The sequence below is a fragment of the Breznakiella homolactica genome (assembly GCF_016616095.2).
In the GTDB taxonomy this organism is placed as follows: Bacteria; Spirochaetota; Spirochaetia; order Treponematales; family Breznakiellaceae; genus Breznakiella; species Breznakiella homolactica.
This window is the reverse complement of sequence record NZ_CP067089.2, coordinates 2,519,326-2,545,340: the sequence shown is the minus strand read 5'-3', so window position 1 is coordinate 2,545,340 and position 26,015 is coordinate 2,519,326. Positions and strand designations below refer to the sequence as shown.

General features: G+C 56.8%; 23 protein-coding genes and 1 riboswitch. Of the genes, 10 read left to right on the top strand and 13 right to left on the bottom strand.

What is annotated here, in order from left to right:
• The first annotated feature begins 33 nt into the window (after positions 1–33).
• The 4 genes from JFL75_RS11505 (at position 34) to JFL75_RS11490 (ending at position 4,855) form a co-directional block, all read left to right on the top strand.
• On the top strand, positions 34–1,563 hold the full coding sequence (locus tag JFL75_RS11505) for an ABC transporter substrate-binding protein (protein WP_215626833.1): 1,530 nt from the start codon (positions 34–36) through the stop codon (positions 1,561–1,563).
• A gap of 141 nt (positions 1,564–1,704) precedes the next feature.
• Positions 1,705–2,466, top strand: a complete 762-nt coding sequence (locus JFL75_RS11500; protein ID WP_215626832.1) for a creatininase family protein — start codon at positions 1,705–1,707, stop codon at positions 2,464–2,466.
• 45 nt (positions 2,467–2,511) lie between these two features.
• A complete protein-coding gene (locus JFL75_RS11495; protein ID WP_215626831.1) occupies positions 2,512–3,588 on the top strand; it encodes a M42 family metallopeptidase in 1,077 nt (358 codons plus the stop codon).
• A gap of 214 nt (positions 3,589–3,802) precedes the next feature.
• Complete coding sequence (locus JFL75_RS11490) at positions 3,803–4,855, top strand: aspartate aminotransferase family protein (RefSeq protein ID WP_215626830.1); 1,053 nt, start codon at positions 3,803–3,805, stop codon at positions 4,853–4,855.
• Positions 4,856–4,870: 15 nt separating this feature from the next.
• Here the strand turns inward: JFL75_RS11490 and JFL75_RS11485 are convergent, their stop codons facing one another.
• The 11 genes from JFL75_RS11485 to JFL75_RS11435 all read right to left on the bottom strand — a co-directional run bounded on the left by JFL75_RS11485 (position 4,871) and on the right by JFL75_RS11435 (position 17,570).
• Positions 4,871–5,785, bottom strand: a complete 915-nt coding sequence (locus JFL75_RS11485) for an SPL family radical SAM protein (protein WP_215626829.1) — start codon at positions 5,783–5,785, stop codon at positions 4,871–4,873.
• Between the two features lie 13 nt (positions 5,786–5,798).
• The gene (locus JFL75_RS11480; protein ID WP_215626828.1) at positions 5,799–7,289 is read right to left on the bottom strand and encodes a YfcC family protein; all 1,491 of its coding nucleotides are present in this window, start codon (positions 7,287–7,289) and stop codon (positions 5,799–5,801) included.
• 29 nt (positions 7,290–7,318) lie between these two features.
• Positions 7,319–8,656, bottom strand: coding sequence for a M20/M25/M40 family metallo-hydrolase (locus JFL75_RS11475; protein ID WP_215626827.1), 1,338 nt, complete (start codon positions 8,654–8,656; stop codon positions 7,319–7,321).
• Positions 8,657–9,038: 382 nt separating this feature from the next.
• Positions 9,039–9,935: an ABC transporter permease gene (locus JFL75_RS11470; RefSeq protein WP_215626826.1), complete on the bottom strand. Its 897-nt coding sequence runs from the start codon at positions 9,933–9,935 to the stop codon at positions 9,039–9,041.
• The gene (locus JFL75_RS11465) at positions 9,932–10,990 is read right to left on the bottom strand and encodes an ABC transporter permease (RefSeq protein WP_215626825.1); all 1,059 of its coding nucleotides are present in this window, start codon (positions 10,988–10,990) and stop codon (positions 9,932–9,934) included. The genes JFL75_RS11470 and JFL75_RS11465 overlap by 4 nt, the downstream gene beginning before the upstream one ends.
• Positions 10,983–12,626: an ABC transporter ATP-binding protein gene (locus JFL75_RS11460; RefSeq protein ID WP_215626824.1), complete on the bottom strand. Its 1,644-nt coding sequence runs from the start codon at positions 12,624–12,626 to the stop codon at positions 10,983–10,985. The genes JFL75_RS11465 and JFL75_RS11460 overlap by 8 nt, the downstream gene beginning before the upstream one ends.
• A 15-nt stretch (positions 12,627–12,641) precedes the next feature.
• Positions 12,642–13,694: a BMP family ABC transporter substrate-binding protein gene (locus JFL75_RS11455; RefSeq protein WP_223292632.1), complete on the bottom strand. Its 1,053-nt coding sequence runs from the start codon at positions 13,692–13,694 to the stop codon at positions 12,642–12,644.
• Between the two features lie 112 nt (positions 13,695–13,806).
• Positions 13,807–13,963, bottom strand: a riboswitch (FMN riboswitch).
• 310 nt (positions 13,964–14,273) lie between these two features.
• Complete coding sequence (locus tag JFL75_RS11450; RefSeq protein ID WP_215626822.1) at positions 14,274–16,145, bottom strand: FAD-binding protein; 1,872 nt, start codon at positions 16,143–16,145, stop codon at positions 14,274–14,276.
• Positions 16,146–16,277: 132 nt separating this feature from the next.
• On the bottom strand, positions 16,278–16,706 hold the full coding sequence (locus tag JFL75_RS11445) for a MarR family winged helix-turn-helix transcriptional regulator (protein ID WP_215626821.1): 429 nt from the start codon (positions 16,704–16,706) through the stop codon (positions 16,278–16,280).
• A 155-nt stretch (positions 16,707–16,861) separates the two neighbouring features.
• Complete coding sequence (locus tag JFL75_RS11440) at positions 16,862–17,131, bottom strand: hypothetical protein (protein ID WP_215626820.1); 270 nt, start codon at positions 17,129–17,131, stop codon at positions 16,862–16,864.
• Between the two features lie 97 nt (positions 17,132–17,228).
• Complete coding sequence (locus JFL75_RS11435; protein ID WP_215626819.1) at positions 17,229–17,570, bottom strand: hypothetical protein; 342 nt, start codon at positions 17,568–17,570, stop codon at positions 17,229–17,231.
• Positions 17,571–17,723: 153 nt separating this feature from the next.
• Here JFL75_RS11435 and thyX point away from each other — a divergent pair, with 153 nt between their 5' ends.
• Entirely contained in the window at positions 17,724–18,578 is an 855-nt protein-coding gene (gene thyX, locus JFL75_RS11430) for an FAD-dependent thymidylate synthase (RefSeq protein ID WP_215626818.1), read from the top strand.
• Positions 18,579–19,070: 492 nt separating this feature from the next.
• On the opposite strand, the gene JFL75_RS11425 is transcribed toward thyX, so the two are convergent.
• Positions 19,071–20,387, bottom strand: a complete 1,317-nt coding sequence (locus JFL75_RS11425) for an L-fucose/L-arabinose isomerase family protein (protein WP_215626817.1) — start codon at positions 20,385–20,387, stop codon at positions 19,071–19,073.
• 115 nt (positions 20,388–20,502) lie between these two features.
• Positions 20,503–21,675 (bottom strand): ROK family transcriptional regulator, encoded by a 1,173-nt coding sequence (locus tag JFL75_RS11420; RefSeq protein ID WP_215626816.1) that lies wholly within the window; start codon positions 21,673–21,675, stop codon positions 20,503–20,505.
• 90 nt (positions 21,676–21,765) lie between these two features.
• Between JFL75_RS11420 and JFL75_RS11415 the strand changes: the two genes are divergently transcribed.
• The 5 genes from JFL75_RS11415 to JFL75_RS11395 are packed head-to-tail and all read left to right on the top strand — an operon-like array spanning position 21,766 to position 26,000.
• Positions 21,766–22,599: a transketolase gene (locus JFL75_RS11415; RefSeq protein WP_215626815.1), complete on the top strand. Its 834-nt coding sequence runs from the start codon at positions 21,766–21,768 to the stop codon at positions 22,597–22,599.
• Positions 22,600–22,609: 10 nt separating this feature from the next.
• The gene (locus JFL75_RS11410) at positions 22,610–23,542 is read left to right on the top strand and encodes a transketolase family protein (RefSeq protein WP_215626814.1); all 933 of its coding nucleotides are present in this window, start codon (positions 22,610–22,612) and stop codon (positions 23,540–23,542) included.
• 33 nt (positions 23,543–23,575) lie between these two features.
• On the top strand, positions 23,576–24,046 hold the full coding sequence (locus JFL75_RS11405) for an RpiB/LacA/LacB family sugar-phosphate isomerase (RefSeq protein ID WP_215626813.1): 471 nt from the start codon (positions 23,576–23,578) through the stop codon (positions 24,044–24,046).
• Complete coding sequence (locus JFL75_RS11400; RefSeq protein WP_215626812.1) at positions 24,043–25,257, top strand: iron-containing alcohol dehydrogenase; 1,215 nt, start codon at positions 24,043–24,045, stop codon at positions 25,255–25,257. Before JFL75_RS11405 ends, JFL75_RS11400 begins: the two co-directional genes overlap by 4 nt.
• Complete coding sequence (locus JFL75_RS11395) at positions 25,251–26,000, top strand: sulfite exporter TauE/SafE family protein (RefSeq protein ID WP_223292631.1); 750 nt, start codon at positions 25,251–25,253, stop codon at positions 25,998–26,000. The genes JFL75_RS11400 and JFL75_RS11395 overlap by 7 nt, the downstream gene beginning before the upstream one ends.
• The last annotated feature ends 15 nt before the right edge of the window (positions 26,001–26,015 follow it).

Sequence of the window (26,015 nt, the reverse complement as noted above, 5' to 3'; positions counted from 1 at the left end):
TTATCCGGTTTAAAAAATTTCAGGAGGACAAAAATGAAAAAGATTATTTCTATCGCCGCGGTATTGCTGCTCGCGGCGGCTTTTGCCTTTGCCGGCGGCGGAAGTGATTCCGGCGCGGGAGACGGAACCTACAAGGATACCATCACCTGGGGACAGGGAGCGGACGTAACATCCTTTGATCCCCACGTGGGCAAGGAAACCCCCGCGGTCCAGGTTACCAACCATATCTTCGACACCCTGGTCGAAGTCGACGGAGTAACCAACGAACTGGTGCCCCAGGTCGCGGAACGCTGGGAACAGCTGTCGGATGTTTCCTACCGGTTTTTTATCCGCAAGGGAATCAAGTTCCACAACGGAACGGAGCTGACCGCGGATGATGTAAAATTCTCCCTTGACCGGGCCATCGCCTCCGGTTCGGTTTCCTATATTGTCGACTTCATCGACAATGTTAAAATTGAAGATTCCTACACCGTGGTGGTGACCACCAAGGCTCCCTACGCGCCGGCCCTCCGGAACCTGGCGGTTCCCTTTGCCGCGATCGTTCCTAAGGCCTATGTCCAGGCCGATCCCGACCGGTTTATCCGGCAGCCCATCGGCAGCGGCCCCTACAAATTCGTGTCCTGGAGCCAGAACGACTCGGTTAAGCTTGAAGCGTATGAAGAGTACTACGCCGGCCCCGCCAAAACCAAAAACCTGGTCATGAAGGTCATTCCCGAAGCGTCCCAGCGGACCATCGCCCTGGAAACCGGGGAAATCGATCTGGCCTACGATATGACCACCAACGACTTCAAAATTGTGGACGCGAACAAAAATCTTACCATGTACACGGCTCCTTCTTTGAGCTGCTTCTACATTTCCATGAACATGCGGAAAAAGCCCTTTGACAACAAACTGGTGCGCCAGGCTATTACCCACGCCATTGACCGGCAGCTCATTATCGATACGGTGCTCTCCGGCAGCGGTGAGCCGGCGGACGCCATCGTAGCCCCCGCGGTATACGGGTACTACAGCACCGGCGTGCCCGAGTACAATCCGGCGCTGTCGAAGAAACTTCTGTCCGACGCGGGATACCCCAACGGGTTCAGCTGTACCATCTGGGTCAACAACAACAAGGACCGGGTGGAAGTCTGCCAGGCGGTGGTGGAAATGCTCCGGGAAGTGGGCATCAACTGCAAGCTTGAAGTTCTGGAATTCGGCGCCTTTATCCAGCGGACCTCCGCGGGCGAACACGACATGGGCTACTTCGGCTGGGTAACCTCCACCAAGGACGCGGACTATACCTACTACTCACTGGAACATTCCAGCCAGCACGGCGCCCCGGGTAACCGGTCCTTTATCTCCGATCCCGAAGTGGACCGCCTGGTAACCACCGGCCGCACCAACACCGATCCCAGAATCCGGGAAGCAGCCTACCGGGATCTCGCGGTTCGGCTCGCGGATATTGCCAACAACGCCAACATTGTGTATACCGAGATCAATGCCGGCGCGAACAACAAAGTGGAAAATTTCATCCTTGATCCCATCGGGTACCACAAACTCGAAGGAGTCCAGGTCCGGAGATAGTTCCAGAAACCGGTCGGTTTTCCGCCGCATCCCGCGGCGGACCGGCCTTCCGGTGCAGGAACGTAAATCCCGCAGAACAGCGGATGTAATGCAGGGTACCCGGGCCGGAAGGTCCGTGTACCCTTTTTTTAAGGAGAAATTATGCGTTTAGCCAATATAACCTGGCCCCAGGCCGAGGCTTATTTTAAGAAACACGACATCGTTATCATTGCCGTGGGCAGCATCGAATGCCACGGCAGGCACCTTCCCCTGGGAACCGATACCCTGATCCCTGACCGGATTCTGGAACTGCTGGAAGAAAAAAACAAAGAAATACTGATCGTGCCCACGATTCCCTACGGATCCTGCGACAGTCTTGAACCCTTCCCCGGAACGATCAATATCGGCATGGATATTCTGTACCAGCTTATGAAACGGATCATCGACAGCCTCCGCCAGCACGGCGCGAAAAAATTCATCATCCTCAACGGCCACGGCGGGAACGTCAAAACCATTGAGCGCATCGGTATCGAACTCGACAAGGAAGGCTGTCTCCTGGCCCTGCTCAACTGGTGGCTCAATGTCTGGGAAATGGATCCCGCATGGAAGGGCGGCCACGGCGGCGGCGAGGAAACCGCCGGTATCATGGGCATCGATCCATCCCTGGTGGACATGAGTGAAATTAACAAAGACCTCAAGCTCAAAGACGTGTCTCCGGGGCTCAAGGCAACGGGTTTTTACACCGTGGAATTCAAAGGCATCCAGGTAACGGTTCCCCGGGCGACCCCTCACGTAACGGACAACGGATGGATCGGTCCCGACCATCCCAATACGGCCACCGAGGAGTGGGGCAAAAAGATGCTCCAGGCCATGGCTGATTATCTCGCGGATTTCGTGGTAGAATTCGAAAAGGTCAAAGTATGATACTGCCGGCGGACTGTTGAACTATGCCGCCAAAAGGATTAAATCATGGATAAGCAGAAAACAATTGAAATGATAGCGGCTCTGTCTGACGCGCCGGGTATTTCCGGGTTTGAGGATGAGCCGGTCAGACTGATCCGGCAGTACGCCGCCGGACTCGGTGACTGTACTGAAGATGCCATGCGGAACTTCTACATCCGCCGGCCGGGAAGCCGGGACGGGCTTCCGGTGCTCCAGCTCGATGCCCACAGCGACGAAGTCGGCTTTATGGTAAAAGCCATCCGTCCCAACGGAATGATTGATTTTATCCCCATCGGCGGGTGGGTCGTTTCCAATATCCCCGCCCACCGGGTTCTGATAAAAAACACCGAAGGCAAATACATTCCCGGTGTGGTGGCCAGCAAGCCGCCCCACTATATGACCGAGGCGGAAAAGAAGGCCCCCCTGGAAATCTCCAGCCTCGTCATCGATGTGGGAGCGTCCAGTTACCGGGAAGTGGCGGAGGAGTATAAAATCCCCGTGGCCGCTCCGGTGGTACCGGAGGTCGCTTTTGAATATTCTCCGGCCCACGATACCATGGTCGGCAAAGGCTTCGATAACCGGCTCGGCTGCGCGGCGATTATTTCGACTTTGCAGGAACTGTCCGGGGAAAATCTCAAGGTCAACATCACCGGCGCTTTCGCCGCCCAGGAGGAGGTCGGGCTCCGGGGGGCAACGGTTACCGCTCAGGTGGTGCGGCCGGATATCGCCATTTCCTTCGAAGGCTGTCCCGCGGATGATACGGTGGTGGACGCCTACGCGTCACAGACCGCCCTCAAGAAAGGGCCCATGCTGCGGCATATCGACGCCAGGATGATCACCAATCCCCGGTTCCAGCGTTTTGCCCTGGACAAGGCAAAGGAAAAGGGAATCCCCGCCCAGGAGGCGGTCCGCGCCGCGGGGTCAACCAACGGCGGTATCATCCATGTCACCGGCAAAGCTGTACCGGTTATCGTTATCGGCGTCCCGGTGCGGTACGCCCACACCCACTACGGTATCTCGGCGTACTCGGATTATGAAAACGCCGTTAAACTCGCCTGTGAAATAATACGGGTTCTGGACGATTCGGTCATAAAAGGATTTTAACTCCCTCATCCAAGGCAGGACAGCCGCAGGATACCGGACAGCGGCACAGAAGCATGGTAGGAGCAGGCCCTGTGAGGTGTCTTCAAACAGAGGTTTGGATGGAAAGAAACCAGCCGCAGGCTGATTTTTTCCATCAGACGGGCCCCCGGGATTGGTATCCCCATGCTTCTGTGAGGGATGGTATGTATATGCGGCTGTCCTGAAAGGAATAACCATGAAAGTCGGCGGAATGTTTTGTCTCGAAAGCACCCAAGGGGAAGTCCAGGATTTTCCCGGATCCCTTGAGGGTGACCTGCGGTTTTTCATGTCCGGCCGCTGCGGAATTTACTATTCACTCCTGGACCTCAAACAGCGGGATGAAAAACTAAAGGCCTATCTTCCGGCCTACACCTGCGAAACGGTGATCGACTCCTATGTCAAGGCGGGATACAGCCTCAGGTTCTATGACGTTTCCCCGGAACTGCTGACTCCGGTTTTCGATGAAGCGGCAATCCCGGATATTTCCGTGCTCAACCTCTGCGGCTACTATGGCTTTTCATCCTACAGCAGGGACTTTGTCCGGAAGTGTTCCGATTCCGGGGCCGCGGTACTCCACGATATTACCCATTCGGTATTTTCCTCCGATGGAATTGACGGGCACGCGGCCTACGCCGCGGGCAGCCTCCGCAAATGGATGGGAATCCCCTCCGGCGGGATTGCGGTCAAACGCAGAGGGCAGTTCACCCTGCCTACGCTGCCGCCGGAGGAGGAACATATCGCCGGAAGGATCGCCTGTTTCGAGACCCGCGAAAAAGTACTGAAGGGTGAACCCGGCGCTACTGAGGAAGCGGTCGGCGATATTTTCTGGAAGACCGAACTGCGCCTGCGCCGGATGTTCGACGTTTTTGAAAGTGATGAGACATCCAAGGAAATTATCGCCCATTACCCTTACCGGGACGCGATTGCAAAACGGCGGGAAAATTTCCGCGCTGTCCTGGAACGGAATCCCTTTTCCTCCAGTCTCAGACCGGTATTCCCGGACCTGCCTGAAGGTGTCTGCCCCAGCCATTTCCCGCTCTACGCTGAAGACCGGGACCGGGCGCAGGAGATTCTCGGGCGCCGCGGAATAAAATCCACCGTGTACTGGCCGGTGCCGCCCCATCTCGATCCCGCGGATTATCCCGGAGCGGAGTATATTTACGCCCATATTCTGTCGGTCCCCGTGGACCAGCGGTATTCCCGGGAAGAAATGGATTACCTCTGTGATGCCATCGCGGCCGCGGGCTGATAATAATAAACGCCCTCAGAACAGGCTGAGCTGTTTCGAAGTATATCCCCGTTTGTAGTCAATGATGATATCCCGCATCTCGTACCGGATCCCGAACCGCTGACATTCGGCGGTAAAGAGCTTCCAAAGTGAACGGACTTTTGTGGATGTGCAGCTGTACCGGTCGCCGTAACTGCGGATATATTTTTCCCTGATGCCCGGGAATTCCCTGTCCAGCTGTTCGTAAAAATACTCCCGGTTTCCCGCTCTGAGGGTCATGCCGATGGCGGGATAAATAAACCGGGCGCCGCTTTCCGCGGCTTGGCGGACAATGGACAGAATATTGTCTTCCGTATCTTCGATGAAGGGAAGAATCGGCATCATCAGTATTCCGGCGCAGACCCCCGCGTCGGTGAGGGCCTTTACCGCGGCGAACCGTTCGCTGGAAGGCGCCACCCGGGGTTCGATTTTTCTGCATAACCCATCATCCGCGGCGGTGACGGTCATCTTTACCATCACCGGCGAATGCTCCGCGATGTCCTTCAGAATATCCGTGTCGCGGGCGACCAGGGGGCTCTTGGTGGCAATGGCCGCTCCGAAGCGGTAGGCGTTGATCAGTTCCAGGGCATTCCGGGTAAGCTTCAGTTCTCTCTCAAAGGGATTGTAAGGGTCACTCATGGCACCGGTGCCGACTACCCCTGTTTTTCTTTTTGCCGCGAGGTCGTTCCTGATTATCCGCAGGGCGTCCTGCTTCGCTCTGACCGTATCGAAATTCTCTATACCGTAGCAGAGACTCCGGCTGTCGCAGTAGATGCAGCCGTGGGAGCAGCCCCGGTAGATATTCATATTGTATTCGATACCAAACCACACGCCGGGGGATTTTGTCCGGGTGACTATGGTCTTTGCGGGAATATATTCCATGGTAACAGTGTAGCGCAATGAATATGACAAGTGCCTGTCATGTTTAAAACGGCCCGAAACCGATAACCACGGCAAAGGCCAGAAAAGCCGAAGTAAGGGCAAGCATAATCAGCTGGAGTTTCCAGGTCCAGGCCATCCACTTGGGGTAGCCCACCACCGTAAAGGAAAGTGCAATAAGCAGCAGGGCATTGGTGGGAAAAATCATATTCGAAAAACCGTCCCCGAAATCAAAGGCCAGGACCGCGGTCTGCCGGGTAATACCCACCAGGTCCGCCAGGGGTGTCAGTAGGGGCATCATGAGAAACGCCTTCGCGCTGGCGGATCCGATAAAAAAGTTCATCACCAGGGTGGTGGCGTACACCAGAAACGCCGCGGCCATGGGCGGGGAACGCCTGATCAGTTCGGATGCCATGTAGAGAATGGTATCCATGATTTTTCCGCAGGTGATGATGTGTTTTACGCTGTAGGCCATGAGAACCAGGAGAACCCCCGGCAGCAGATTAAGGGCTCCTTTAAAAAAACTCAGAGCCAGGTGTTTTCCCCGGAGACCCGCGAAGAGGCCGCCGCCGATTCCGCCGATGAGAAAGAGCAGGGTCATGACCGGAAAGGCCGCGTCCGAAAGCCCGGGGATCCGGGCGGTGGCCACAACAATAACCATGGCGAGGATAACGCAGCTCACAAACCAGATCAGGGTGTTCCAGTGGCGCCTGCCGCCGCGGATTTCCGCGGCGGCCCCCGCGCCGCCGTCGGCATGCATTTTCCCGCGCAGTTTCTCGTCGTCGGCAAAACTCAGCGAAGCGGCTGGATTTTTTTCCACCTTCTTGGCGTGGCGTACCACAAAGAGCGTAACGATGGCATATACCGCGGCGAAGAAAATAATCCGCAGCCAGGCACCGGAAAACAAGGGAAGGTCGGCGATCTTCTGGGCCACCGCGATGGTAAAGGGATTCGTCACCGCCGAAGCGAAGCCGAATGCCAGGGGCAGGAGACTCATGCCGAGGCCGGTCAGGGAATCCCATCCCAGGGACAGGGCGACGGGAATTATAAAAATAATCATGGGTACCATTCCTTCATAGATACCCACGAAGCTGGAGCACACCATGAAAAACAGAATTATCAGGGCAATAAGCAGGTATTTCCGTTTTGCGAACCGCCGGACCAGGAGGTTCACCAGTTCCTCCATAACGCCGGCGTATTCCAAAATCGCTATGGAGCCGCCCACGGCAATGATAAACAGGATCAGCACAATGGGCGTCAGGTTTCCCGGAGCGAAGAGGATTTCCGCCGGCGCGGTAAACCATCGCCAGAAGGGATAATCCGGCCGCGGGACTTCAGCATAACTCCCATCCACCACCAGAGTCCGCCCGTCCACGGTTACCCGTTCATATTCCCCGGGGGTGAGGACCAGAGTCAGAATACCCGACACAGCCATAAGCAGCAGAATTATTAAAGCCGAAAGGATAAACGCTTTTTTTCCGATTTTTATGGAACTGGGCGCAGCTCCGCCGTTCGTTTTTTCCGCAGTATTTCCCATAGTATGTCCTTTCGCTGTATTCTGCCGGTTCAGAGCCGAGCTAATAAATCGGTATAGAAATTCACGCAGTTCCGGAGGTTCTGTTCCGATATCCGTTCGTCATGTCCGTGGATAAGGGCCAGTTCCTCCGGGGTCAGTACCAGGGGGCAGAACCGGAAGATTCCGCCGCAGAGGTCCTTGTAGTGCCGGGAATCGGTGGTGGCAGTCACCAGGAAAGGCATCACCGGAACCCCGGGGAATACGGCGCTGACGGCGGCTTCCATTTCTTCCCAGCCCGGTCCGGAGCGTTTCGCGTGCAGGGGATTCGGCGGAACCGGATCTGTGGAAACGTTGCATATATCCACTTCAACCCGGCCGTCGTTTACAGCCTTTCTGACATATTCCAAAGCCGTCTCCACGGTCCAGGGATCCAGGAGCCGCAGGTTGAGAACCGCCCGTACCGAGGATGGCATGACATTGTCCGCGGGACTTCCCTCGAGCTGGGTCATGGCCACGGTGGTCCTCAGCAGGGACGCTATTGCGGGGCTGCCCGCCACCGCCTTAAAGAACAGCGGCCCCAGCAGCCGGGGATGCTTCAGCACCCACGCCATGGCACCGGTACTCAGATCCCCGAGGCTCCGGAAAAAACCTTCCACCGTCGGGGTCAGCCTGAAGGGAAAGGGTTTCTTTGAAATCCGGAGGAGCGCCCGGGCGAGCACCGCCGCGGCCTGCACTTTCGGCGGCCGGGACGCGTGGCCGCTCTGCTGGGCTGCCCGCAGTTCAAAACTGGCAAAGCCCTTTTCCTCAATACCCAGAAGAGCCAGGGGTTTATCGATCCAGGCTATCTGGTTGCGGGCCACAATACTTCCTTCGTCCAGGGCCCAGGCAAACCGGATGTTCCGTTCCGCAAACCACCGGACGGAAGTTTTCGCGCCCCAGGTTCCGGCCCGTTCCTCGTCGCCGCCGAAGGCAAACCAGATATCCTGTTTCGGCCGGAAGCCGCCGGCGCAGAGGGTTTCCGCGGCTTCCATGATGCCGATGAGGATACACTTCATGTCCAGGGTTCCCCGGCCGTAAATATACCCGTCCTTTTCGTCTCCGGAAAACGGCGGCACCGTCCATTTTTCAGTTTCCGCGGGAACCACATCGTAGTGGGCGAGGAACAGGATGGGCTTCGCTTCCGCCGATTCCCCGGGCCACTGGTAGATCACCGCATAAGGATTCAGAACGCTGCGTTCTATTTTTTTGTGGAATTCAGGGTAAGAAATTTTCAGGAATTCCTGAAACTCCCGGAGGGGCGCTTCCGCCCGGCCATCCCCGGCCTGGGCGCCCTCGGGCCAATCCGTTTTTATTTGAATCGATTTCCTGAACCGCTGCAGTACATCCATGGTTACAGTATGCCGGAAATCCTCCGGGAACGCAAATAGTTAAGGGGGAGCACTGGGCTGTATAAACAGCAATCATACGAGTATACCGTACCTGCGGGTCCTGTCGGATAAAAATGGTAATGGCTCCTCGTCGGCCTTCGGCCTAGAAAGCCGCTCATTCCCATTTTTACCCGACACCCGGCGTTACCATTTCGACCGTATGCTTGCTGCCTCTACCTGCTGGGGGTAACATTTCTGGCGGGCTGCTCCCCCTCGCTCCGAAGGTTTGTGTCACGGTGTGACACAAACGCTTCTCCGCTGCCCCCACTTCGGGTTTCTCGGTGGTGGAGTACTATCCGGGCTGTATACCAGCTGCCGGCAAAAGACGTCCCGGTTCCGGTGTTTATTCCCGGGGAGGTTTTTTGCCGCCCCCTCGGCGGGCGCTGAATCCCTGGGATACCGAGAACAGTACCAGCGCCAGGGCTGAGGGTAATCCCAGGAGTACCGTGGCGGGGATGGTATGCAGCCCCTGGGCAATAAACCCGATGCGTTCGGCCAGGGCAAAGACCAGCGACGCGGCGGCGCAGCCCCAGGCGTTGCGGAATCCCAGATACACCGCCGCCAGCGCAATCCATCCGCGGCCGGCCACGCCGCCCGGGGCATAGGCGCCTACCCTGAAGGTAAGGGCCGCTCCCGCCAGGGCGGCAAGAAACGCCGCCGCCGCCCAGGCGCCTTCCCGGTACCGGGCCGGATAGATGCCCTGGTCAATCGCCGCTTCCGGGGACAGCCCCGCCGCTTTAAGCCGGAGCCCCAGCCGTGTTTTGCCGATTACCAGGGCCGCCGCAAGCGTAAAGGCCAGGGCAATGTACGCGAAGGGCAGCTGTCCCGAAAACAGCCGGCCGATAAAGGGAATATCTTCTATAAGGGGAATATGCACAGGCTCCGGGATTTTCAGATCAGGATTCCGCAGAACCCCCTTTGTTCCGAACCAGGCAATGGACAGTGAATCGGTAAGGCCTCCGGCGGTCAGGTTAAGGGCAAGTCCCGCTATAAAAGGGTTTGCCCCGGTTTTATGGACAAACCGGGCGAGAAGCCAGCCCACAAACCCCGCGCATACCGCCGTTATACAGCAGCCGGCAAATACCGACCCCGTCCATCCCGCGATTATCCACGCGAAAAAGGAACCGAGAACCATAAATCCTTCGATAAAAACTCCCAGGGTTCCGCTCAGCTCCGTTAACAGCCCTCCCAGGGAGGCGAGAATAAGGGGCGCCGCTACGGTAAGAAGGCCGGCTATCATGGGCGTACCCTCCGGAGCCTGAGCCGGGGAAATCCAGCAAACCGTACCGTCGCAAGGATGAGGACCGCCGCCTGGATAAACGAAGCCGCCTCAAAGCCGAGGCCCGTGGCAAGAAGCGCCGCGTCGGAACCGGCTTTGAGCCAGCCGTATATCAGCGCAGCCGGAAACAGCGCCAATGGATGGTTCCGGGCAATAAGGGCCACGGCGATTGCGTTCCAGCCCAATCCTCCGGGGAAGCCGAGATGGCCCATGCCGTAGGTTCCGGCCACAGCGAAAAATCCCGCCAGTCCGTGGAACAGCCCCGAAAAAAACAGCGCCGGAGTCCAGTACCGCTCCGCCGCGATACCGCCGTACCGGGCAAATTCCGGGGCCGCCCCGGCAATCCTGAACCGGTACCCCGGGCCGGTCCCGGCAATGAAAATGTGGCCTCCAATGACCAGAACGGCGGCGATTATGCATGAAACCGAAAGACTCGACGGCGGAAGGATATGGGGCAGTATCCTGTCCGCCGCGAACCGCGGTGTGGCCAGGAGATTCCCCGAAGGATCCCGGAGGGGACCGGTAATAAGATAATCCGCCGCGGGGGTTAAGGCGGAGGAAAGCAGAAATGTCGTGATAAGTTCGTTTGCCCCGAATCTCCGTTTGAGCAGTCCGGAAACCGCGCCCATGGCCCCGCCGACGGCCATGGCGGCAATTGCCGCGAAGATCAGCATGGTCCAGCCGGGGAATGTTTCCCCGGAAAGGAGCAGCGCCGAAGCGGCGAGGCCGCCTATGTAGATCTGGCCTTCGCCGCCGAGGTTAAACGTCCCTCCCCGGAACGCCAGGGCAATCCCCAGAGACGCTGTCAGAAGCAGGGCGATACTGTCGAGGGTGTTTCCGGAAAACCACGGCGATGACCATGGTCCGGCAAAAAAAGCTTTCAGCGATGCCGCGGGTGACGCGGAGTTGACCGCAATCAGGATTACGGCCACCAGGGTGGCACAGACGAGGGTGATAACCGAGCCGTAAGCAGCCTGTCTTGGTTCCCTGGGCCGGGGATTCTTCTGTTTACTCACGGTTTTGATCCTCCGGCGCTGAAGAGCTTTCCCCCATGCCCACCATGGTCTGCCCGATTAGTTCCCTGATTCCCTGGCCGGAAGACGCTCCGTCCGTTTCCGGGCCGCGCAGTTCCTGCTTGCCCAGGAGAAAACGGGCCGCGATTTCACCGTTGCGGAGAACGAGAATTTCATCGGCCATGGCAATAAGTTCTTCCACATCGGTGGAAAAAGCCAGGACGGATTTTCCGCCAGCGGCGTATTTTTTTATCCGTGTTATCAGCAGCTCCCTGCCCGCGGTATCGAGACCCCAGCTGGGTTCGGCAAGCACCATCAGCTGGACGGGCTCGGCGAATTCCCGGGCAAGGACGAGTCGCTGGAGCATTCCTCCGGAAAATGATTCCGCCGGATTCCGGGGCGACCGGGAAACCTGCGCCCGGTTCATGATATGCTGAACCCAGGCTTCAAGGTAGCTCCGTTTCATAATACCGAAATGTCCCGGAAGGCCCATTTCGGCCCGCCGGTGGGCATGGACAATCAGACTATCCCAAAGGGGAAGCTGCATCGCCAGAGCCGTGCCGGTACGGTCAGCGCTGAGGTACGCGGCTCCGGCTTTTCGGAACGTCCGGGGTCCTTTGTTGTCCGTGCGGGTTCCGTTAACCTCCACCGTTCCGCCGGAAGGATTGAGGAAACCCGTCAGGGCAAGTTCCAGGGTTTCCAGGCCGCTGTCACGGACTCCGGCTATACCGATTATTTTGCCCCGGGGAACTTCAAAATCAATGGACCGTATAAAGGGGCGTTTGGAAATCTCCACGGTCAGGCCGGTAACCCGGAGAAGGGGCGCCTGCTCGTGTTCCCCGTCGTTTTCTCCGTGAACCATTGCGGGCTGTTCCGGTAAAAACGCGGGAAAATCCGCGGTACTGTCGGAACGGGTTTCCCGGTCGGTGCCGAACATCAGGGTGCTGATTTCCTCGGAGCTGACTGTATCCGCCCGAAGGGTCGCGGTTACCTCTCCTTTCCGCAGCACCGTCACGCGGTCGGCCAGGGCAAGGGTTTCTTCAAGTTTGTGTGAAATAAGTACGATTCCCTTGCCCTGGGAACGGAGCCGTCCCATGAGATCAAAGAGGCGTTCCGTTTCCAGGGGGGTCAGCACCGCGGTGGGTTCGTCAAAGATAAGGTACTCGGCGTTCCTGAGGAGCAGCGAAAGGATGGCGCATTTCTGGCGCTGGCTTACCGTGAGGGTGTCGGTGCCCTGGTCCGCCGGGAGGTCAAAGCCCCATTGGTCGGATACCTCCTGCACCATTTTCCGCATCTTTTTTTTGCGGATAATCCCGGCCGCACCGCCGGCCGATCCAAGGATACAGGCTTCCCATACCTGGAACCCGGGTACGAGCCGGGGATGCTGCCGCACCATTCCGATCCCGCAGGCCAGCGCCGCGGCGGGCCCGGGAAAGTTTACCAAGGTACCGTCCGTGTATATTGATCCCGCGCTGGGGCGGATAAACCCGGCCATGATATGCATGAGGGTCGATTTGCCCGCGCCGTTTTCGCCGACCAGGGCGTGGATTTCCCCGGGGAGGAGCGTAAAATCCGCGTTCTCCAGAGCGTGGACACCATTGGCGGGAAAATATTTCTGAATGCCCCTGAGTTCCACCACCGAGGATGTTCCCGCTTACTCGCCCAGATCGAGTTCGCCCGACCGGAGCCGGCTCAGAAGGGCCGCCTGTTTTTCCCGGATCCCGGGGCTCACCGCAGCAATATAGTTCGGGTCGTCTTCGACGAAATCGACGTATCCTTCCTTCATCCCGACTATTTCCGCGGTGCCGAAGGGGAGGGTGCCGTCAAGGAAACGCCTGGTCTGTTCATAGGCGGCTTTATCCTGGCGGAGTATGGCGCTGCCCACCACGGTTCCGGGTCTGACGGCGTATCCGTTGGTGTCGTACCAGATTACCTTGGCCCCGGTTTCAGCGGCGGCCTGGACAGCCCCTTCATTGGCGCCTCCGGCGACACACAGAATTACCGCGGATTTATTCCGTATCATGTCCGACGCGAGTTCCGCGCCTTTGCCCGCGTCGTACCAGTTCCCCACAACCCGGAAGTCCACCTCAAAGGCCGGATCAATTGCTTTGGCCGCTTCCAGGTACGCCGGCAGCATGATGGTGTTCATCGCCGGATACTCCTGTCCCGCCAGGAGCCCGATGCGGCTGGTTTTCCCCACGCCGGTTTTACCTTCCTGGGCGACCATGGCCGCCAGGTACCCCGCCACATAGGCCTGTTCCCGCTGGTTGTACCGCATGGTATATATCATGGGGTTGCCCGAAATTTCGCCGTCCAGAAGCAGGAATTTCTGTTTGGGGAATTTTACTGACACCGACGACGCCAGCGCCGGGAGGGACGGATTGGATGAAACGATGAGATCGTAGCTGCCCGTGGCGGCCAGGGCCGTCAGCTTAGGCTCCCATTCCGCCTGGTTGAATCCGCCTTCAATAACCGTTACCGCCGCGCCGGGTTCTTCGCTCCCGGCTTTCCGTACGCCTTCGGCCAGCATCTCATAGATGGGGCTGCCGGACATTACCCCGGGCACAAAGACGGCGATGGAAATTTCTTTTGAAGACTTGCCGCCGGTATCGCCGCCGCCGCCGGCAAACAGCGCCGCTGCCGAACAGAAGATAAACGCCGCGGCAATAAAAAATCCCGCTGGTTTTGTTTTGCTGTGGTATCCCATAGGGAACCTCCGGAAAAGTGGATATATCCGGAGCATAAAAAAACCCCGGAGTGATATCCAGGGCAGAAATTGCTGGGAGATGACGGGGACCCGGAATAACCGTATCCGGGGCCGTGATTTTCTTCCATCCGGACTGTACCGTCGGCACCGGAATTACACCGGTTCAGTCCGGTGTTTCCACCGAAGTCGCGGGCTATACCGCCGGTTGGGAATTATTGCGGAAATTTACGATGTAAAATTTCCGAACGCACCCGACCCTGAAAATCGCTGTTGAAACCTAAGTTTCAATTAATACGATAATGGTTCCGGCCCTTTTCGTCAATAGCGCGGCAGGGTAACCGTATTATTGTAAAAATAAAGAAACATGGAGATAGAAATACCGGGGGTCCTGTCTGATGGAAAGAAATCCCCGTAAAGGAGATTTCTTTCCATCAGACACCCCGCGATAGCATCCCGGACCATGTTTCTTTGCTTTGCCCCGAATAAAGCGGGTACCCTGCCTTAGGGGAGGGCGGGGTTTCGGATAGTCTGTATGCGCTGGCATTTTCCCTTGAGATACTGCGCTTCCCTGGTCATATATTATTTCTTCGCGTCCAGGGCGGCGTTTTCTCCGGCGATCCTGCCGGAATTCCAGGCAAATCCCGTGGCGAGCCCTTCATAGGGAGGATAGGAGGTTATGTTGCCGTAGAATCCCGCGGCATCGTTACCAACCACATACAGTCCCGGAATGGGTTTTAAGTTGGTATCCGTGGCCTGCAGTTTTTCGTTTACCCGGACGCCTCCCAGGGTTCCCAGGTTGCTGATCTGCATCTTCACCGCGTAGAAGGGGCCCCGTTCCACACCGTAGACAAGGCTGGCCGCGCTTTTTCCATAGGGATCATTTTTTGTCCTTACCGCGGTGTTGTACTCATTCACGTTGAGCGTAAGCCGCTCCGGTTCCATACCGAGTTTTTCCGCCAGCTCCGCGATGGTGGCTCCTTTCGTGATAATTCCCTGGTAAACCCCTTCTTCCGCCAGCTCGATAAAGTCGGCTTTGGCCATGTTGGGGCCGCCCACGGCGGTATCCATAACGAGAGTGCGGCCGGCGGTGTACCCTTCCAGGGTGGCGGTATCCACCAGCACGTAATAAATTCCGCCCACGGAATATCCCGTATTGGAAGCGTACGCCGTATCCCAGACCGCTTCCTCATTGCAGTACCGGTTACCCGACTGGTCAATCCACATCACCGGAGACCGGAGAATCTGGTTGAAGGGAGACGCGTTGAGGTTGAGCTTGGTGGGATTCACCGGGGGCACCGGGCCGTTGCCGTGAAGCAGGGAGGACGCGGTATCCCATTTTGCCGCGCCGGCTTCCCATGCCATTTTGACGCCGCTGCCGTTTTCGCCCCAGAGGCCGAGGTACGGTGTATTGAAGTATTCCTGCATCATTTCAGGATTCCCCGCGAAGCCGCCGGTCCCCAGGACCACCGCCTTGGCGTGAACCGTCAGGGTTTTCCCGTCTTCCTTGACCGCGGTAAAGCCGGTTACCCTGCCGCTGCCGTCGGTGAGCAGTTTTGTCGCCGTGGTGTTGAACCGGAGATCCAGACCAGCCTTGGCAAGGTTTTCGTGGACCACATCGATGGCCGCCTTTTCTGTGGGTTCATAGCTGAACAGATCGTACCAGTGGTACATGGTCCACTTCATGTCGTCATCCCGGTGGGCGACCTGGGGTGTTTCCGGGTTTACATGGAAAGTAATGCCCCATTTTTCGAGCCAGCTGATGGTATCCCCGGATTTGAAAACCACCGCCTTGGTCAGGGGAGCGTAATTAATATAATGGGAATAATCATTCAAAGTTTGGAGTACATCGTTTTTGGTAATACCTGAATATTTCGGGCCCGCTTCTTTCTGGAGATGGGATTCGACGGCAAAGGGACCGCCGGCAAAGAATTTGCTGATCCCGCCGATGTTGTTGGTTTTTTCCACCATCAGGACGGAAGCGCCGCCGTCGATAGCAGCAGCCGCGGCGGCAGTCCCTGAAGCTCCGGCCCCGACTACGGCAACGTCCACAATTACAAGTTCATCTTTCCCGGTTCCGGCCGCCTGGGCCTTCATGGCCGCCGTATTGACCCCGGCCTGCTTAAGGGCTTTTTCCGCCGCCGAAAGTATGGCCTTGGACGTCAGGGTGGCGCCGGAAATCACATCGCAGTCCAGGCGCTGGGACTCGATAATGCGGGCCGCCATCTTTGGCGCCGCCTCACCGCCGATCTTCGGGGTTTCCCCTTCCGCCGCCGCTTCCAGGCCGGTGATTTTTCCCTGTTCATCCACGGTTACTGTCACCGTGACGTCACTGATATATCCTTTCTCCGCTGCGGAATACGTGCCGGGGTTCGGTTTTGTGCTGACGCAGCCGAAAATTACGGCGCATGCCGCGAGAACCGCCAGAAACGAAAGTATGGCTCTTTTCTTCATCTAATACCTCCATAATGTTTTGTATACGAATAGTTCGGAAAGCGAACAATATAATACATACCACGCATACCGATGATGGTCAACATTTTTCTGAAGTACAGTCCGCGGAGATGAAGTTTTTCCGGCGCCTGGTTATTCCCCGGTAAATTTCCCCAGAAGTTTTTCCAGGGTTTTTACTTCATCCTGGGTGAATCCTTCCAGGTATTCAAGGCAGTACTGCTCAAAGAGCCGGTAAATTTCCTTCGCGTGGGAATGGCCGAGATCGGTCAGATTCACGAAGACCATGCGTTTATTGTCCGGGTTTACCTTTCTGACAATAAGTCCGTCGTTTTCCAAAGCCGAGATCAGTTCGGATACGGTGGATGTTCCTACCCCGAACACGGCGGCTATATCCTGCTGGTTGGAGCCTTCGAAATCGGAAAGAAAGTGCAGCAGCCGCGCCTGGGACTGCTTTAGTTTGAGTTTTTCCAGCTCCGCGGTTTTCTGGGAGTAGAAATTCCTGATTACATCGGCAAACGCGATATAGAGACGGGGATTCTTCAGGGATTTTTTCTTTGCCATACCATACCCTCATTGGCTGTGATACCGGCCAAAAGAACTGGGTCTTCTGCCGGGGAGAAACCTTGATTCCGCCGGCGGCTGTACCGCCGCGGATAACTGCACCGCCGCTGCGGTGGTACGCAATAATAGGGACCGCGGTAAACCCGGTCCGGGACTCAGAAATAATACCGGAAGCCGCCGGAAAAACCATTCCAGCCGCTGTTCTCCAGTCCCCGCCGCCGGTACCCCAGGAATAGTTCCCCTGCCTTGATTGCAATGCCCGCCTGGACCTCTATTTCGGACATGGTGAAATTTTCAAAAAACTGGCCGCCGAATTTTGCCCGGAGGGTGACCGGTTTTACCGGATAGAGCCGCAGCTCGATGCCCGCGGTAACGGTTTCCATGAGAAAAACAAAAAAAGGAGTAATGACGGAGGATTTCTTCATTTATGTGAATATTATACCAGAAATCGGAAGATCCTCCAGCTTTTTTTACGAATTTCGGCGGCGGAAGTTGAATCAGTGCTGGATGCTGGCTTTTTACCTATTCATAGTAGGTAACGTAATACGTGCTTCCGTCCCAGTTAAGGGTATAGGTCTTCGAGCCGGTAACTTCAATTTTTATGAAGTAGTTGTTTCTGGCGGCGGCGGACGGCGCTGTGTATGATGTTACGTGTATATAGTAATCCCCGTCATCCAGATCTTCAAAGGTATAGCTGCCGGAAGGGGCAATACTTTGATATGAATCGGGCGAAGAGCCGGATCCGGTAACATTGGCCTGGACCTGCCATGAACAGTTGTTGCTCAGGGTTATATCGTTATACAGAATGTCTTCGCAGGAAAACAGAAAAAATGAAATACAAACCAAAAAAATGAGTTTTTTCATGGCGGTCTCCTTTATGGCATGCCGTTTCGCCGCGGCAGATCTTATTTTACCATATTTTCGCGTATCCTCAACAAAAATTATAAATATGAAAATCCGCGTAACCCTTCCATTTGGCCGGTTTTCTCAATACAATCAACTGTGGAGGGAATCAGGATGGCACATTGCGTAGTACCGGAAGCTGAAGAAATACTGGATCAGAGGTTTCCGGTTTTGGATAAAGGATTTATACGGCTGGTTGATTATCTCGGGAGCGATGAGCGGGTGGTGCAGTCCGCCCGGGTTTCCTACGGTTCGGGGACAAAAAGTTACCGTGAGGACGCGGGGCTTATCGATTACCTGCTCAGGAACCGGCATACGTCACCCTTTGAGCAGGTGGTGCTGACCTTCCATGTAAAGCTGCCAATTTTTGTGGCCCGGCAGTGGATCCGCCACCGGACCGCCAGGCTCAACGAGATGTCCGGCCGGTACTCCGTGATGAAGGACGATTTTTACGTACCCGCCCACGAAGACGTTGCGTTCCAAAGTACGGACAACAAGCAGGGCCGGTCCGATGAAGTTCTCAGCGGGGAAGTGACCGGCGGAATCCGGTCGGCCTTTGAGAAGGGGCAGCGGAACTCCTATGACGACTATTCGGCGCTCATTGACCAGGGGCTGGCCCGGGAACTTGCCCGGATAAACCTTCCTCTGTCCCTGTACACCGAATGGTACTGGCAGATTGATCTCCATAATCTCTTTCATTTTCTTTCCCTGCGGCTGGATTCCCACGCGCAGAAGGAAATCCGCCTGTACGCGGAGGTTCTGCTGGATATTACCAGGAAGGTGGCACCCCGGTGCTGCGATTCCTTTGAGCGGCACATGCTCGGGGGTGTTTCATTTTCCCGGGAAGAATTCGCTGAGCTCCGGCGGCGTTTGGGGGATACCCCGCAGAACGCGGAACCGGCCGCGGTACTGGAAGGCAAAGCCCTGGAGCGGTTTGAGGAAAAACTCCGCACCGGCAAGCAGAAATAAGCGGGGAAGCACCGAGTCTGACAAGCCGGCAAGCACCCGTGGATACCGATGCCGCGGGTCCTGTCAGGTAAAATAGGGTATAGCTCCTGTCTCGGCCTTCGACCTCCAAAGTCGCTTATACCCTATTTTACCTGCCACCCGGCGTTACCAGTACGGCGGGTGCTTTCCGGCTTAAGCGGCTCGGTGCTGCCCTTCGCGGGAGGGCTGCTCCCCCTCGTTTCAGACCCGCTTCGCGGGTCTTCCACTGCCCCCACTCCTGGTTCCTTGATTCGGCTGCTTCTTCGGGGATAGGCTTTCCGGCACCCCCGAAAAAGCAGGGTAACCGCAGTATATCCAGGCAATATCACAGCAACATGGGGAAGACACGGCAGCGCGGGGTGCCAGATGGAAAAAATACCCGACCACGGGGATTTTTTCCATCTGACAGAACCCCCTGGCTTGTTTTTACCATGTTTCCGGGGTTGGGCAGTAAATCGAAAACGGCGGCCCTGATTACTCTGTAATTTTCCAGCCCTTGAATTTCGCGAAGATTTTTACCGGACCAAGGTAGTCGCCGTACACCACCGATGAATGGTGGGCAAAGCCGTTGTCGATGATCAGGTCCAGCACTTCCTTGACCGGCCGGTCAAAGCGGGCTTTCATGTAAGTTCCCCGGAGGAGTTTTTCCATGGGAACCGCCCGGGCTTTCTGCTGGAAGATCCGGTATTCTCCCAGGGCCGAATCAATGCGGAGTACCGAAAGCTCCCCGTCCTTTAGGACAAAGTCAGCGGTCACCCCTTTTCCCCCGGCAAAGTAGGTGTCCAGGGACCGCTGGCAGGTTCCGTCCCAGAGATTGCAGGGCGCCACCCCGCAGTGCCAGAAGAGGGCGCAGTCCTCATCAAAATCAACCTGTGAGAAATCAAAGAGAAAGGGTGTCTCCGCGCCAATGGCCTGATGGGCAATCATGGATACGGCGCCGTCAATGTCGCCCTCGCAGGCCAGGATCATTCCCTCGGACTGGAGCAGACTCATGGCCGCGCAGGGCGCCACCCCGAAATCCCTGGCGAATTCCGGCCAGCAGCGGATGGCCAGGGCATCGAGGTTCCGTTCGCGGTAAAACGAATGCAGTTTAGCCGACAGAGACGCCACGGAACCGAGCTGTTCCGCGGAGATACCGCCGACATCAAAGGTCTTCTGTAATTGTTCCTTTCTGGCGGAAATTTCGCCGCCGCTTACGGACTGGCGGTAAATTTCATCCAGTTCATAATGATCCACCAGGGCTCCCATGGCGCCGAAGAGCTGATTATCCTGCACCCCCACATTAAAGAAGCCGTCCGCCCGGAAACCCGCGATCCCTATTTTCGCCCGTTTGAGAGCCGCCAGAATCCGCACCGCGCCGACCCAGTCCCCATCGATGGTGTTCTGCACCGAGGCATGGTAATCCCGGACACCGCTTTTGTAGAGGTTCGAGGCGTTCAGGTTGAGGCCGCACACAGAGTTAAGCCGTATTTTTCCGCCGTTGTAGGGAAGCTCCGGGAGGCCCCACAGCAGGAAGGGGACAGGATTTTCCCGGCGCAGTTCCAGCACCAGGTGGCCCAGATGAAAGGTACCGGAAATACATACAACCCCGTCCACGTGGGCCTTGGCGAGCTGCAGAGCCGCGTCCCGGCCTTCCTCAACACTGATGACCAGTTCCGGGACGATCTCCCAGGTAACGGCTTCTATTTTTTTTACCGCTTCGAGAATTCCCTTGTAGATATCCGCGGCGGCTTCCCAGTCGTAGGTTTTCCTGGCAAGACAGACGATGCCCAGGGTTATATGTTTCTTCATGCTTTCCTCCTGTACGGGTACGCATAACTAATAGAACATCTATTATTTACTTTATGTAAGTAAATAACATCCCCGGTGATTCGTCAAGTAAAAAATCACTCCGGATATTGGTTTGTTATGAGAAATAGTAGGAGATAACCAGGTCCGAGGCTCCCCGCTGGGAAACCAGCGGGTCATAGGCGTGGCTGAATACCTGGGGCGGATCGGGCACGAACGCGTCGGGTTCGCTGGCCCAGCGCTTCCGCAGGGCCGTGGCAATATGGCCTGAAATCAGCTCGCCGTTCCCGATGATTAGGAACGACCGGGGGGTCAGAAACCGCATTATACTTTTCATGCTCACGAACAGACAGTCTGCGGCGGCGGTCATGGTTTTTTTCGCGTCCCTGTCTCCGGCGGCAAGACGCTCGTCGAATCCGCTGAAGAGGGGCAGGCCCTGTTCAACGTTTTTTTTGTCCAGTTCCCGGAGGTACGCTTCGAGGCAGCCATGGGTCCCGCAGCTGCACTGCGGACCCCGTGAATCTATGGGGACGTGTCCGGTTTCCAGGGTTGTGCCCTGGCTGGTTATGTAAATTCCCTTTTCATCAACAAAGGCGCCGTTTACACCGGCCCGCAGCAGGAAGGTGAACATGGATCCCCGGTGGTCGTAATTCCCGTACCGGTATTCACTGAGGGCTATGGCGGAACAGTTATTATGAAGCAAAACGCTTATACCCAGCTCTTTTTCCAGGGCTTCCGCCAGAAAAACCTCCTTCATACCCCGTATCCGGGGATAAAAGATGACCGAGCGCTGGTTTACATCCACCTGTCCCGAAGCGGCGACTCCGATACCGGGAACCTTTTCCCGGGAAATTTTCAGGCTTGCCAGGGCATCGTTGACCAGCCGCACAATAAGACGGGTTATTCCGGCGCTGTCGATATCGCCCTTTAACGGTTCTATCCGGGAAAAAATTCTCGTCCCGTTGAAGTTGAAAACCCCCAGGGAAATACTGGATGCCCAGAATTCCAGGCCGATGGTATACAGCGCATCCTTGATAACGGTGTACGCCACGGGCCGGCGGCCTTTCCTGACTTCCGTATCGTGGTCTCCGGAATCGTTGAAAATCTCGATGAGTCCCTGTTCCTCCAGGCTTGAGAATATCCTGAAGATTGTCGGCGCCTTGAGTCCGGTTTCCTGGACAAGTTCCGACTGGGATATACCCCGTTCCCGGGCTTCGTAAATTCTTGAGAGAATAATATTCTGGTTATGGATCCGCATGTCCGCGGAACGCAGGGGATTATACTGTTTCATTCCTCTCCTAAATAATGCAATAAAAACTTTACAAATACAATAACATGATATATCATTTCTTTCACTAAGTAAATAATTATGAGGTGATATATGCTTGATCAGGCTGAGATATCCGGGCTAGAGGACTTTGCCAGGGAAATACGAAAGAAGACCCTCTATACCATAGGGACCCTCGGGGTCGGACACATCGGCGGAGCCCTCTCGATAGCGGATATCCTTGCCCTTTTATACGGGAAGGAAATGCGGTATGACCCCGCCGATCCCGCCATGGAAAACCGGGATCTGCTGGTTCTGTCCAAAGGCCACGCGGGTCCGGCGCTGTACGCCGCCCTGGCGATAAAGGGATTTTTTCCGCTGGACTGGCTGGATACGCTGAACAAAGGCGGAACCCGCCTGCCGAGCCACTGCGACCGCACCAAGACGCCGGGCATCGATATGACCACCGGCTCCCTGGGCCAGGGGCTTTCCGCGGCCTGCGGCCTTGCCCTGGGAAGGAAGATTGACCGGAAGGATGTTCATGTTTTCGCGGTCATCGGGGACGGAGAAAGCCAGGAAGGACAGAACTGGGAGGCCGCTATGTTCGCCGCCCATTACGGCCTGTCAAACCTCATCGCGTTTACGGATTACAACAAACTGCAGATAGACGGCCCCGTGGATGAGATCATGAGTCTTTCGGATATTGAAGGGAAGTGGAAATCCTTCGGCTGGCACGTCCAGCGGTGCAGCGGCCATGACTTCGCCGCCATGCACGAAGCGGTGGCCGCTGCCAAAGCCCAGGGAAAAGACGGAAAGGGTAAGCCCTCCATGATTATTCTCGACACCATCAAGGGAAAGGGCGCCGCCTTCTGCGAAGGCAAAGTAGAGAACCACAACATGCCCGTGAGCATTGAAACCGCCCGGCAGGCAATCGCTGAATTAGGATAAGAGGAGCACCATGGCAGACAAAGAAATGCGGGCAGTCTACTGCGAAACCCTCCAGGGGCTTGCCGAAAAAAACAGGGACATTGTGATACTTGAAGCGGATCTCATGCGGGCATCCGGAACCATGCCCTTTAAAACGGCGTTCCCGGAACGCGGGATCGACGTGGGGGTTGCCGAAGCCAATATGGTCGGCGTCGCCGCGGGACTCAGCGCCGCGGGGAAAATTCCCTTTGCCGCGACTTTCGGCTGTTTCGCCTCCCGGAGAACCTTCGATCAGTTTTTCCTTTCTGCGAATTACGCGCGGCTTAATGTAAAACTTACCGGTACCGATCCGGGGATTTCCGCGGCTTTCAACGGCGGAACCCACATGCCCTTTGAGGATATTGGCATGATGCGCCTCGTTCCGGGGCTGACGATTATCGAACCTTCGGATCCGGTTTCCCTGGAGAAACTTGTTGAAGCGAGCGCCGCGCACTACGGCTGCGTGTACATGCGGCTCCACCGGAAGCCCGTGGCTTCCCTGTATCCGGCGGATGAATCATTTGAGCTTGGCAAAGGCAAAGTTCTTAAGGACGGAAACGATGTGACTATTATAGCCCTGGGCGCGATCATGGTACCCGAGGCGCTCAAGGCGGCGGAACTGCTCAAAGAGAAAGGGTTCAGCGCCGCGGTGATCGACATCCTCACTGTCAAACCTCTGGACCGGGAGCTGGTTCTAAAGTACGCCGCCAAAACCGGCCGGATCGTTACCGCGGAAAACCACCAGACCGCGGGAGGCCTGGGCGGGGCCGTGGCTGAACTCCTCGCCGAGGAACGGCCGACGCCGGTGGCTATGGTCGGCATCAGGGACGTGTTCGGGGAGGTCGGCACTCAGGACTGGCTCCAGCAGCATTTCAAACTGACCGCGGCGGATATTGCCGGAAAGGCAATGGGTCTTTTCGCCTGACCGGACCGCAGTCCCCACTAAAAGGAGAAGGGTATGAAAATTGTTATCGCGTCGGATTTATCGGGTTTCCCCCTGAAGCAGGAAATAGTAAAACACCTCCGGGAAAAGGGCCATGAGGTCACTGATTACGGTATCCCGTCGGATGCCGAACCCCAGCCGTATTTCGTGCAGGCCCCCAAGGTTGCCAAGGCGATCCAGGAAGGTTCTGCGGAGCGGGGAATTCTGGTCTGCGGAACCGGCCAGGGAATGGCCATTGCGGCGAACAAATTCAAAGGCGTGTACGCCTGCGTGGTGGATGATGTCTTCAGCGGCGAGCGGGCGAAGATCGTCAACAACGCCAATGTGATTACCCTGGGAGGTTGGATCACCGCTCCCTTCGTGGGCTGCGAAATCGTGGATGCCTGGCTTTCCATGGAATTCACCCAGAAGATGGAGTTCAAACACGATTTCCTGGCCAATGCCTTTGAGCAGGTCAAAGCCCTGGAAGAGGAAAATTTCAAATGAACGTGAAACTGGATACTCCGGTTTCGGTGTATGATTTCGACCGGATAGAAACGGATGATCTGGCTGCAATACTCCGGGAGAGCGCCGGGATTCCCGCGGATTCCGGCGACGTTCTTCGGGTTGCGGCGGTCATTGACGGGACGCCCCTGGAAGAACGGGACCGGCTTCTCGAAGCCCTGGGCAAACATTGCTCCCTGGCCGTATCCGACCGGGTGGAACCCAACCCGCGGACCGATGACATTATGGTCATGGCGGGGGAGCCGGCGGTCCGGCGGGCGTCGGTCATCCTGGGTATCGGCGGCGGCAGTGTCCTGGACTCCGCCAAGGCCCTGGCTATGCTGGCCGCCAACGGCGGGACGCTGACGGACTATCTCGGCGCGGCGCCGGCAAGGACCATCACCAAACAATCCATTCCCCTGGTACTTATTCCCACCACCGCGGGGACCGGCTCCGAGGTTACCAAGGTCGGGGTGTACACATCCCCCGAAGGCCGGAAGCATACCCTGGGGTCTCCGCTGATGATGGCGAAAAGCGCGGTTCTGTCCGGTTCGTTCCTTAACAGTGTGCCGCCCCGGCTGTGCGCGGCCACGGGTTTCGACGCTCTGGACCATTCCCTGGAATCCATCTGGAACAAAAATGCCACGGACCATACCCGGGCAATCGCCGAGGACGCCGCGGCTGAAGTGCTCACCTGGCTTCCCCGGGCGTACGCCCACGCGGTACAGATCCGGGACGGCATGAGACCCGATCCCGGGGAACTCATGGCGGTAAACCGGAAAATGCTGGCCGCCTCCTGCATGGCGGGGACCGCCTTTAATATAACCGGAACCGCCGCGGGCCACGCCCTTTCGTTTATTCTCAGTGAGGACTGGCACGTTCCCCACGGGGCGGCCTGCGCCTTTACCCTGCTGGACGTTTTCGATCTGGCTCTGGAAAACGCGGATACCGCCGCAAGCCTCGCACGGATCAGCGCCCGGTTTCATCCTGATAGTAAGAATGAACGGGAACTTACGGCGGCTCTGCGGAAGATGATCGCTGCCATGATGCGGGATATGGCCATGCCGGAAAATTTCAGGGATCTTGGGGTAACCATCTCCGCCGGAGAAATCGATTCCCATTTCAGCCGTTCCTTTTCGGATCCGAAAATGCTCAACCAGCTGCCTCCGGCGTCAAAGGAAACTATCTATCCTTTCCTGGAGAAAAAATGCTGATCTCTATTCTGGTTTCGGGGGTGGTGGTTTTTTTCACCCACGCGCTGGAAGCGGTCACCGGGTTCGGCTGCTCGGTCCTGGCCATGCCTTTTGTAACCGCCCTGCTTGGTATGCGGCAGGGTGTTATCGTGATTACTATCCTGGCGTGGATCCTGGCCTTGTACATTGTTATAACCAAACGGAAGATGATTGATTTCAAGCAGTACGCCGTCATCTGCGGCTGTATGCTGATCGGCCTTCCTGCGGGTATGTACTTATTCCGGGTCTTTGATGTTTTGATTCTGAAACGAATCCTCGCGGTTTTCATCATTGTTGTTTCCGTGTGGCAGCTGTGCGTCCGGCTTGTCCGCAGGGATAAACCTCTCAGCCGGGATCTGCCCCGGGGAGCGGCGGCGATTCCGTATTACGCGATACTCGTCTGCGGCGGAATCGTCCACGGGATGTTTTCCTCCGGCGGCCCCCTGGCGGTTATCTACGCGTCCCGGGCGCTCCCGGACAAGGGTAAATTCCGGGCGACCCTGTGCCTGCTGTGGGCAACCCTCAATACGGTGATCATCGTCACCTATCTTATTGAAGGCGCGGTAACGCCCTCCATCGCGGGAACAACCGGGGCGTTGGTTCCTTTTGTAATCGCGGGAATCGTTGTCGGGGAAAAGGTCCACGACAAACTGGATGAGCGTATTTTTTCCGTCGTGGTTTTCGCCATGCTGCTCGCAACCGGATGTTTCATGCTGTTTCTGTAAAACCAAGGGAGTTCT

Bases quoted from the DNA above. Each gene is read 5' to 3' on its own strand.
- JFL75_RS11505 (WP_215626833.1), top strand. From the start codon at position 34: ATGAAAAAGATTATTTCTATCGCCGCGGTATTGCTGCTCGCGGCGGCT.
- JFL75_RS11500 (WP_215626832.1), top strand. From the start codon at position 1,705: ATGCGTTTAGCCAATATAACCTGGCCCCAGGCCGAGGCTTATTTTAAG.
- JFL75_RS11495 (WP_215626831.1), top strand. From the start codon at position 2,512: ATGGATAAGCAGAAAACAATTGAAATGATAGCGGCTCTGTCTGACGCG.
- JFL75_RS11490 (WP_215626830.1), top strand. From the start codon at position 3,803: ATGAAAGTCGGCGGAATGTTTTGTCTCGAAAGCACCCAAGGGGAAGTC.
- JFL75_RS11480 (WP_215626828.1), bottom strand. From the start codon at position 7,289: ATGGGAAATACTGCGGAAAAAACGAACGGCGGAGCTGCGCCCAGTTCC.
- JFL75_RS11475 (WP_215626827.1), bottom strand. From the start codon at position 8,656: ATGGATGTACTGCAGCGGTTCAGGAAATCGATTCAAATAAAAACGGAT.
- JFL75_RS11470 (WP_215626826.1), bottom strand. From the start codon at position 9,935: ATGATAGCCGGCCTTCTTACCGTAGCGGCGCCCCTTATTCTCGCCTCC.
- JFL75_RS11455 (WP_223292632.1), bottom strand. From the start codon at position 13,694: ATGGGATACCACAGCAAAACAAAACCAGCGGGATTTTTTATTGCCGCG.
- JFL75_RS11450 (WP_215626822.1), bottom strand. From the start codon at position 16,145: ATGAAGAAAAGAGCCATACTTTCGTTTCTGGCGGTTCTCGCGGCATGC.
- JFL75_RS11445 (WP_215626821.1), bottom strand. From the start codon at position 16,706: ATGGCAAAGAAAAAATCCCTGAAGAATCCCCGTCTCTATATCGCGTTT.
- JFL75_RS11440 (WP_215626820.1), bottom strand. From the start codon at position 17,131: ATGAAGAAATCCTCCGTCATTACTCCTTTTTTTGTTTTTCTCATGGAA.
- JFL75_RS11435 (WP_215626819.1), bottom strand. From the start codon at position 17,570: ATGAAAAAACTCATTTTTTTGGTTTGTATTTCATTTTTTCTGTTTTCC.
- thyX (WP_215626818.1), top strand. From the start codon at position 17,724: ATGGCACATTGCGTAGTACCGGAAGCTGAAGAAATACTGGATCAGAGG.
- JFL75_RS11425 (WP_215626817.1), bottom strand. From the start codon at position 20,387: ATGAAGAAACATATAACCCTGGGCATCGTCTGTCTTGCCAGGAAAACC.
- JFL75_RS11420 (WP_215626816.1), bottom strand. From the start codon at position 21,675: ATGAAACAGTATAATCCCCTGCGTTCCGCGGACATGCGGATCCATAAC.
- JFL75_RS11415 (WP_215626815.1), top strand. From the start codon at position 21,766: ATGCTTGATCAGGCTGAGATATCCGGGCTAGAGGACTTTGCCAGGGAA.
- JFL75_RS11410 (WP_215626814.1), top strand. From the start codon at position 22,610: ATGGCAGACAAAGAAATGCGGGCAGTCTACTGCGAAACCCTCCAGGGG.
- JFL75_RS11405 (WP_215626813.1), top strand. From the start codon at position 23,576: ATGAAAATTGTTATCGCGTCGGATTTATCGGGTTTCCCCCTGAAGCAG.
- JFL75_RS11400 (WP_215626812.1), top strand. From the start codon at position 24,043: ATGAACGTGAAACTGGATACTCCGGTTTCGGTGTATGATTTCGACCGG.
- JFL75_RS11395 (WP_223292631.1), top strand. From the start codon at position 25,251: ATGCTGATCTCTATTCTGGTTTCGGGGGTGGTGGTTTTTTTCACCCAC.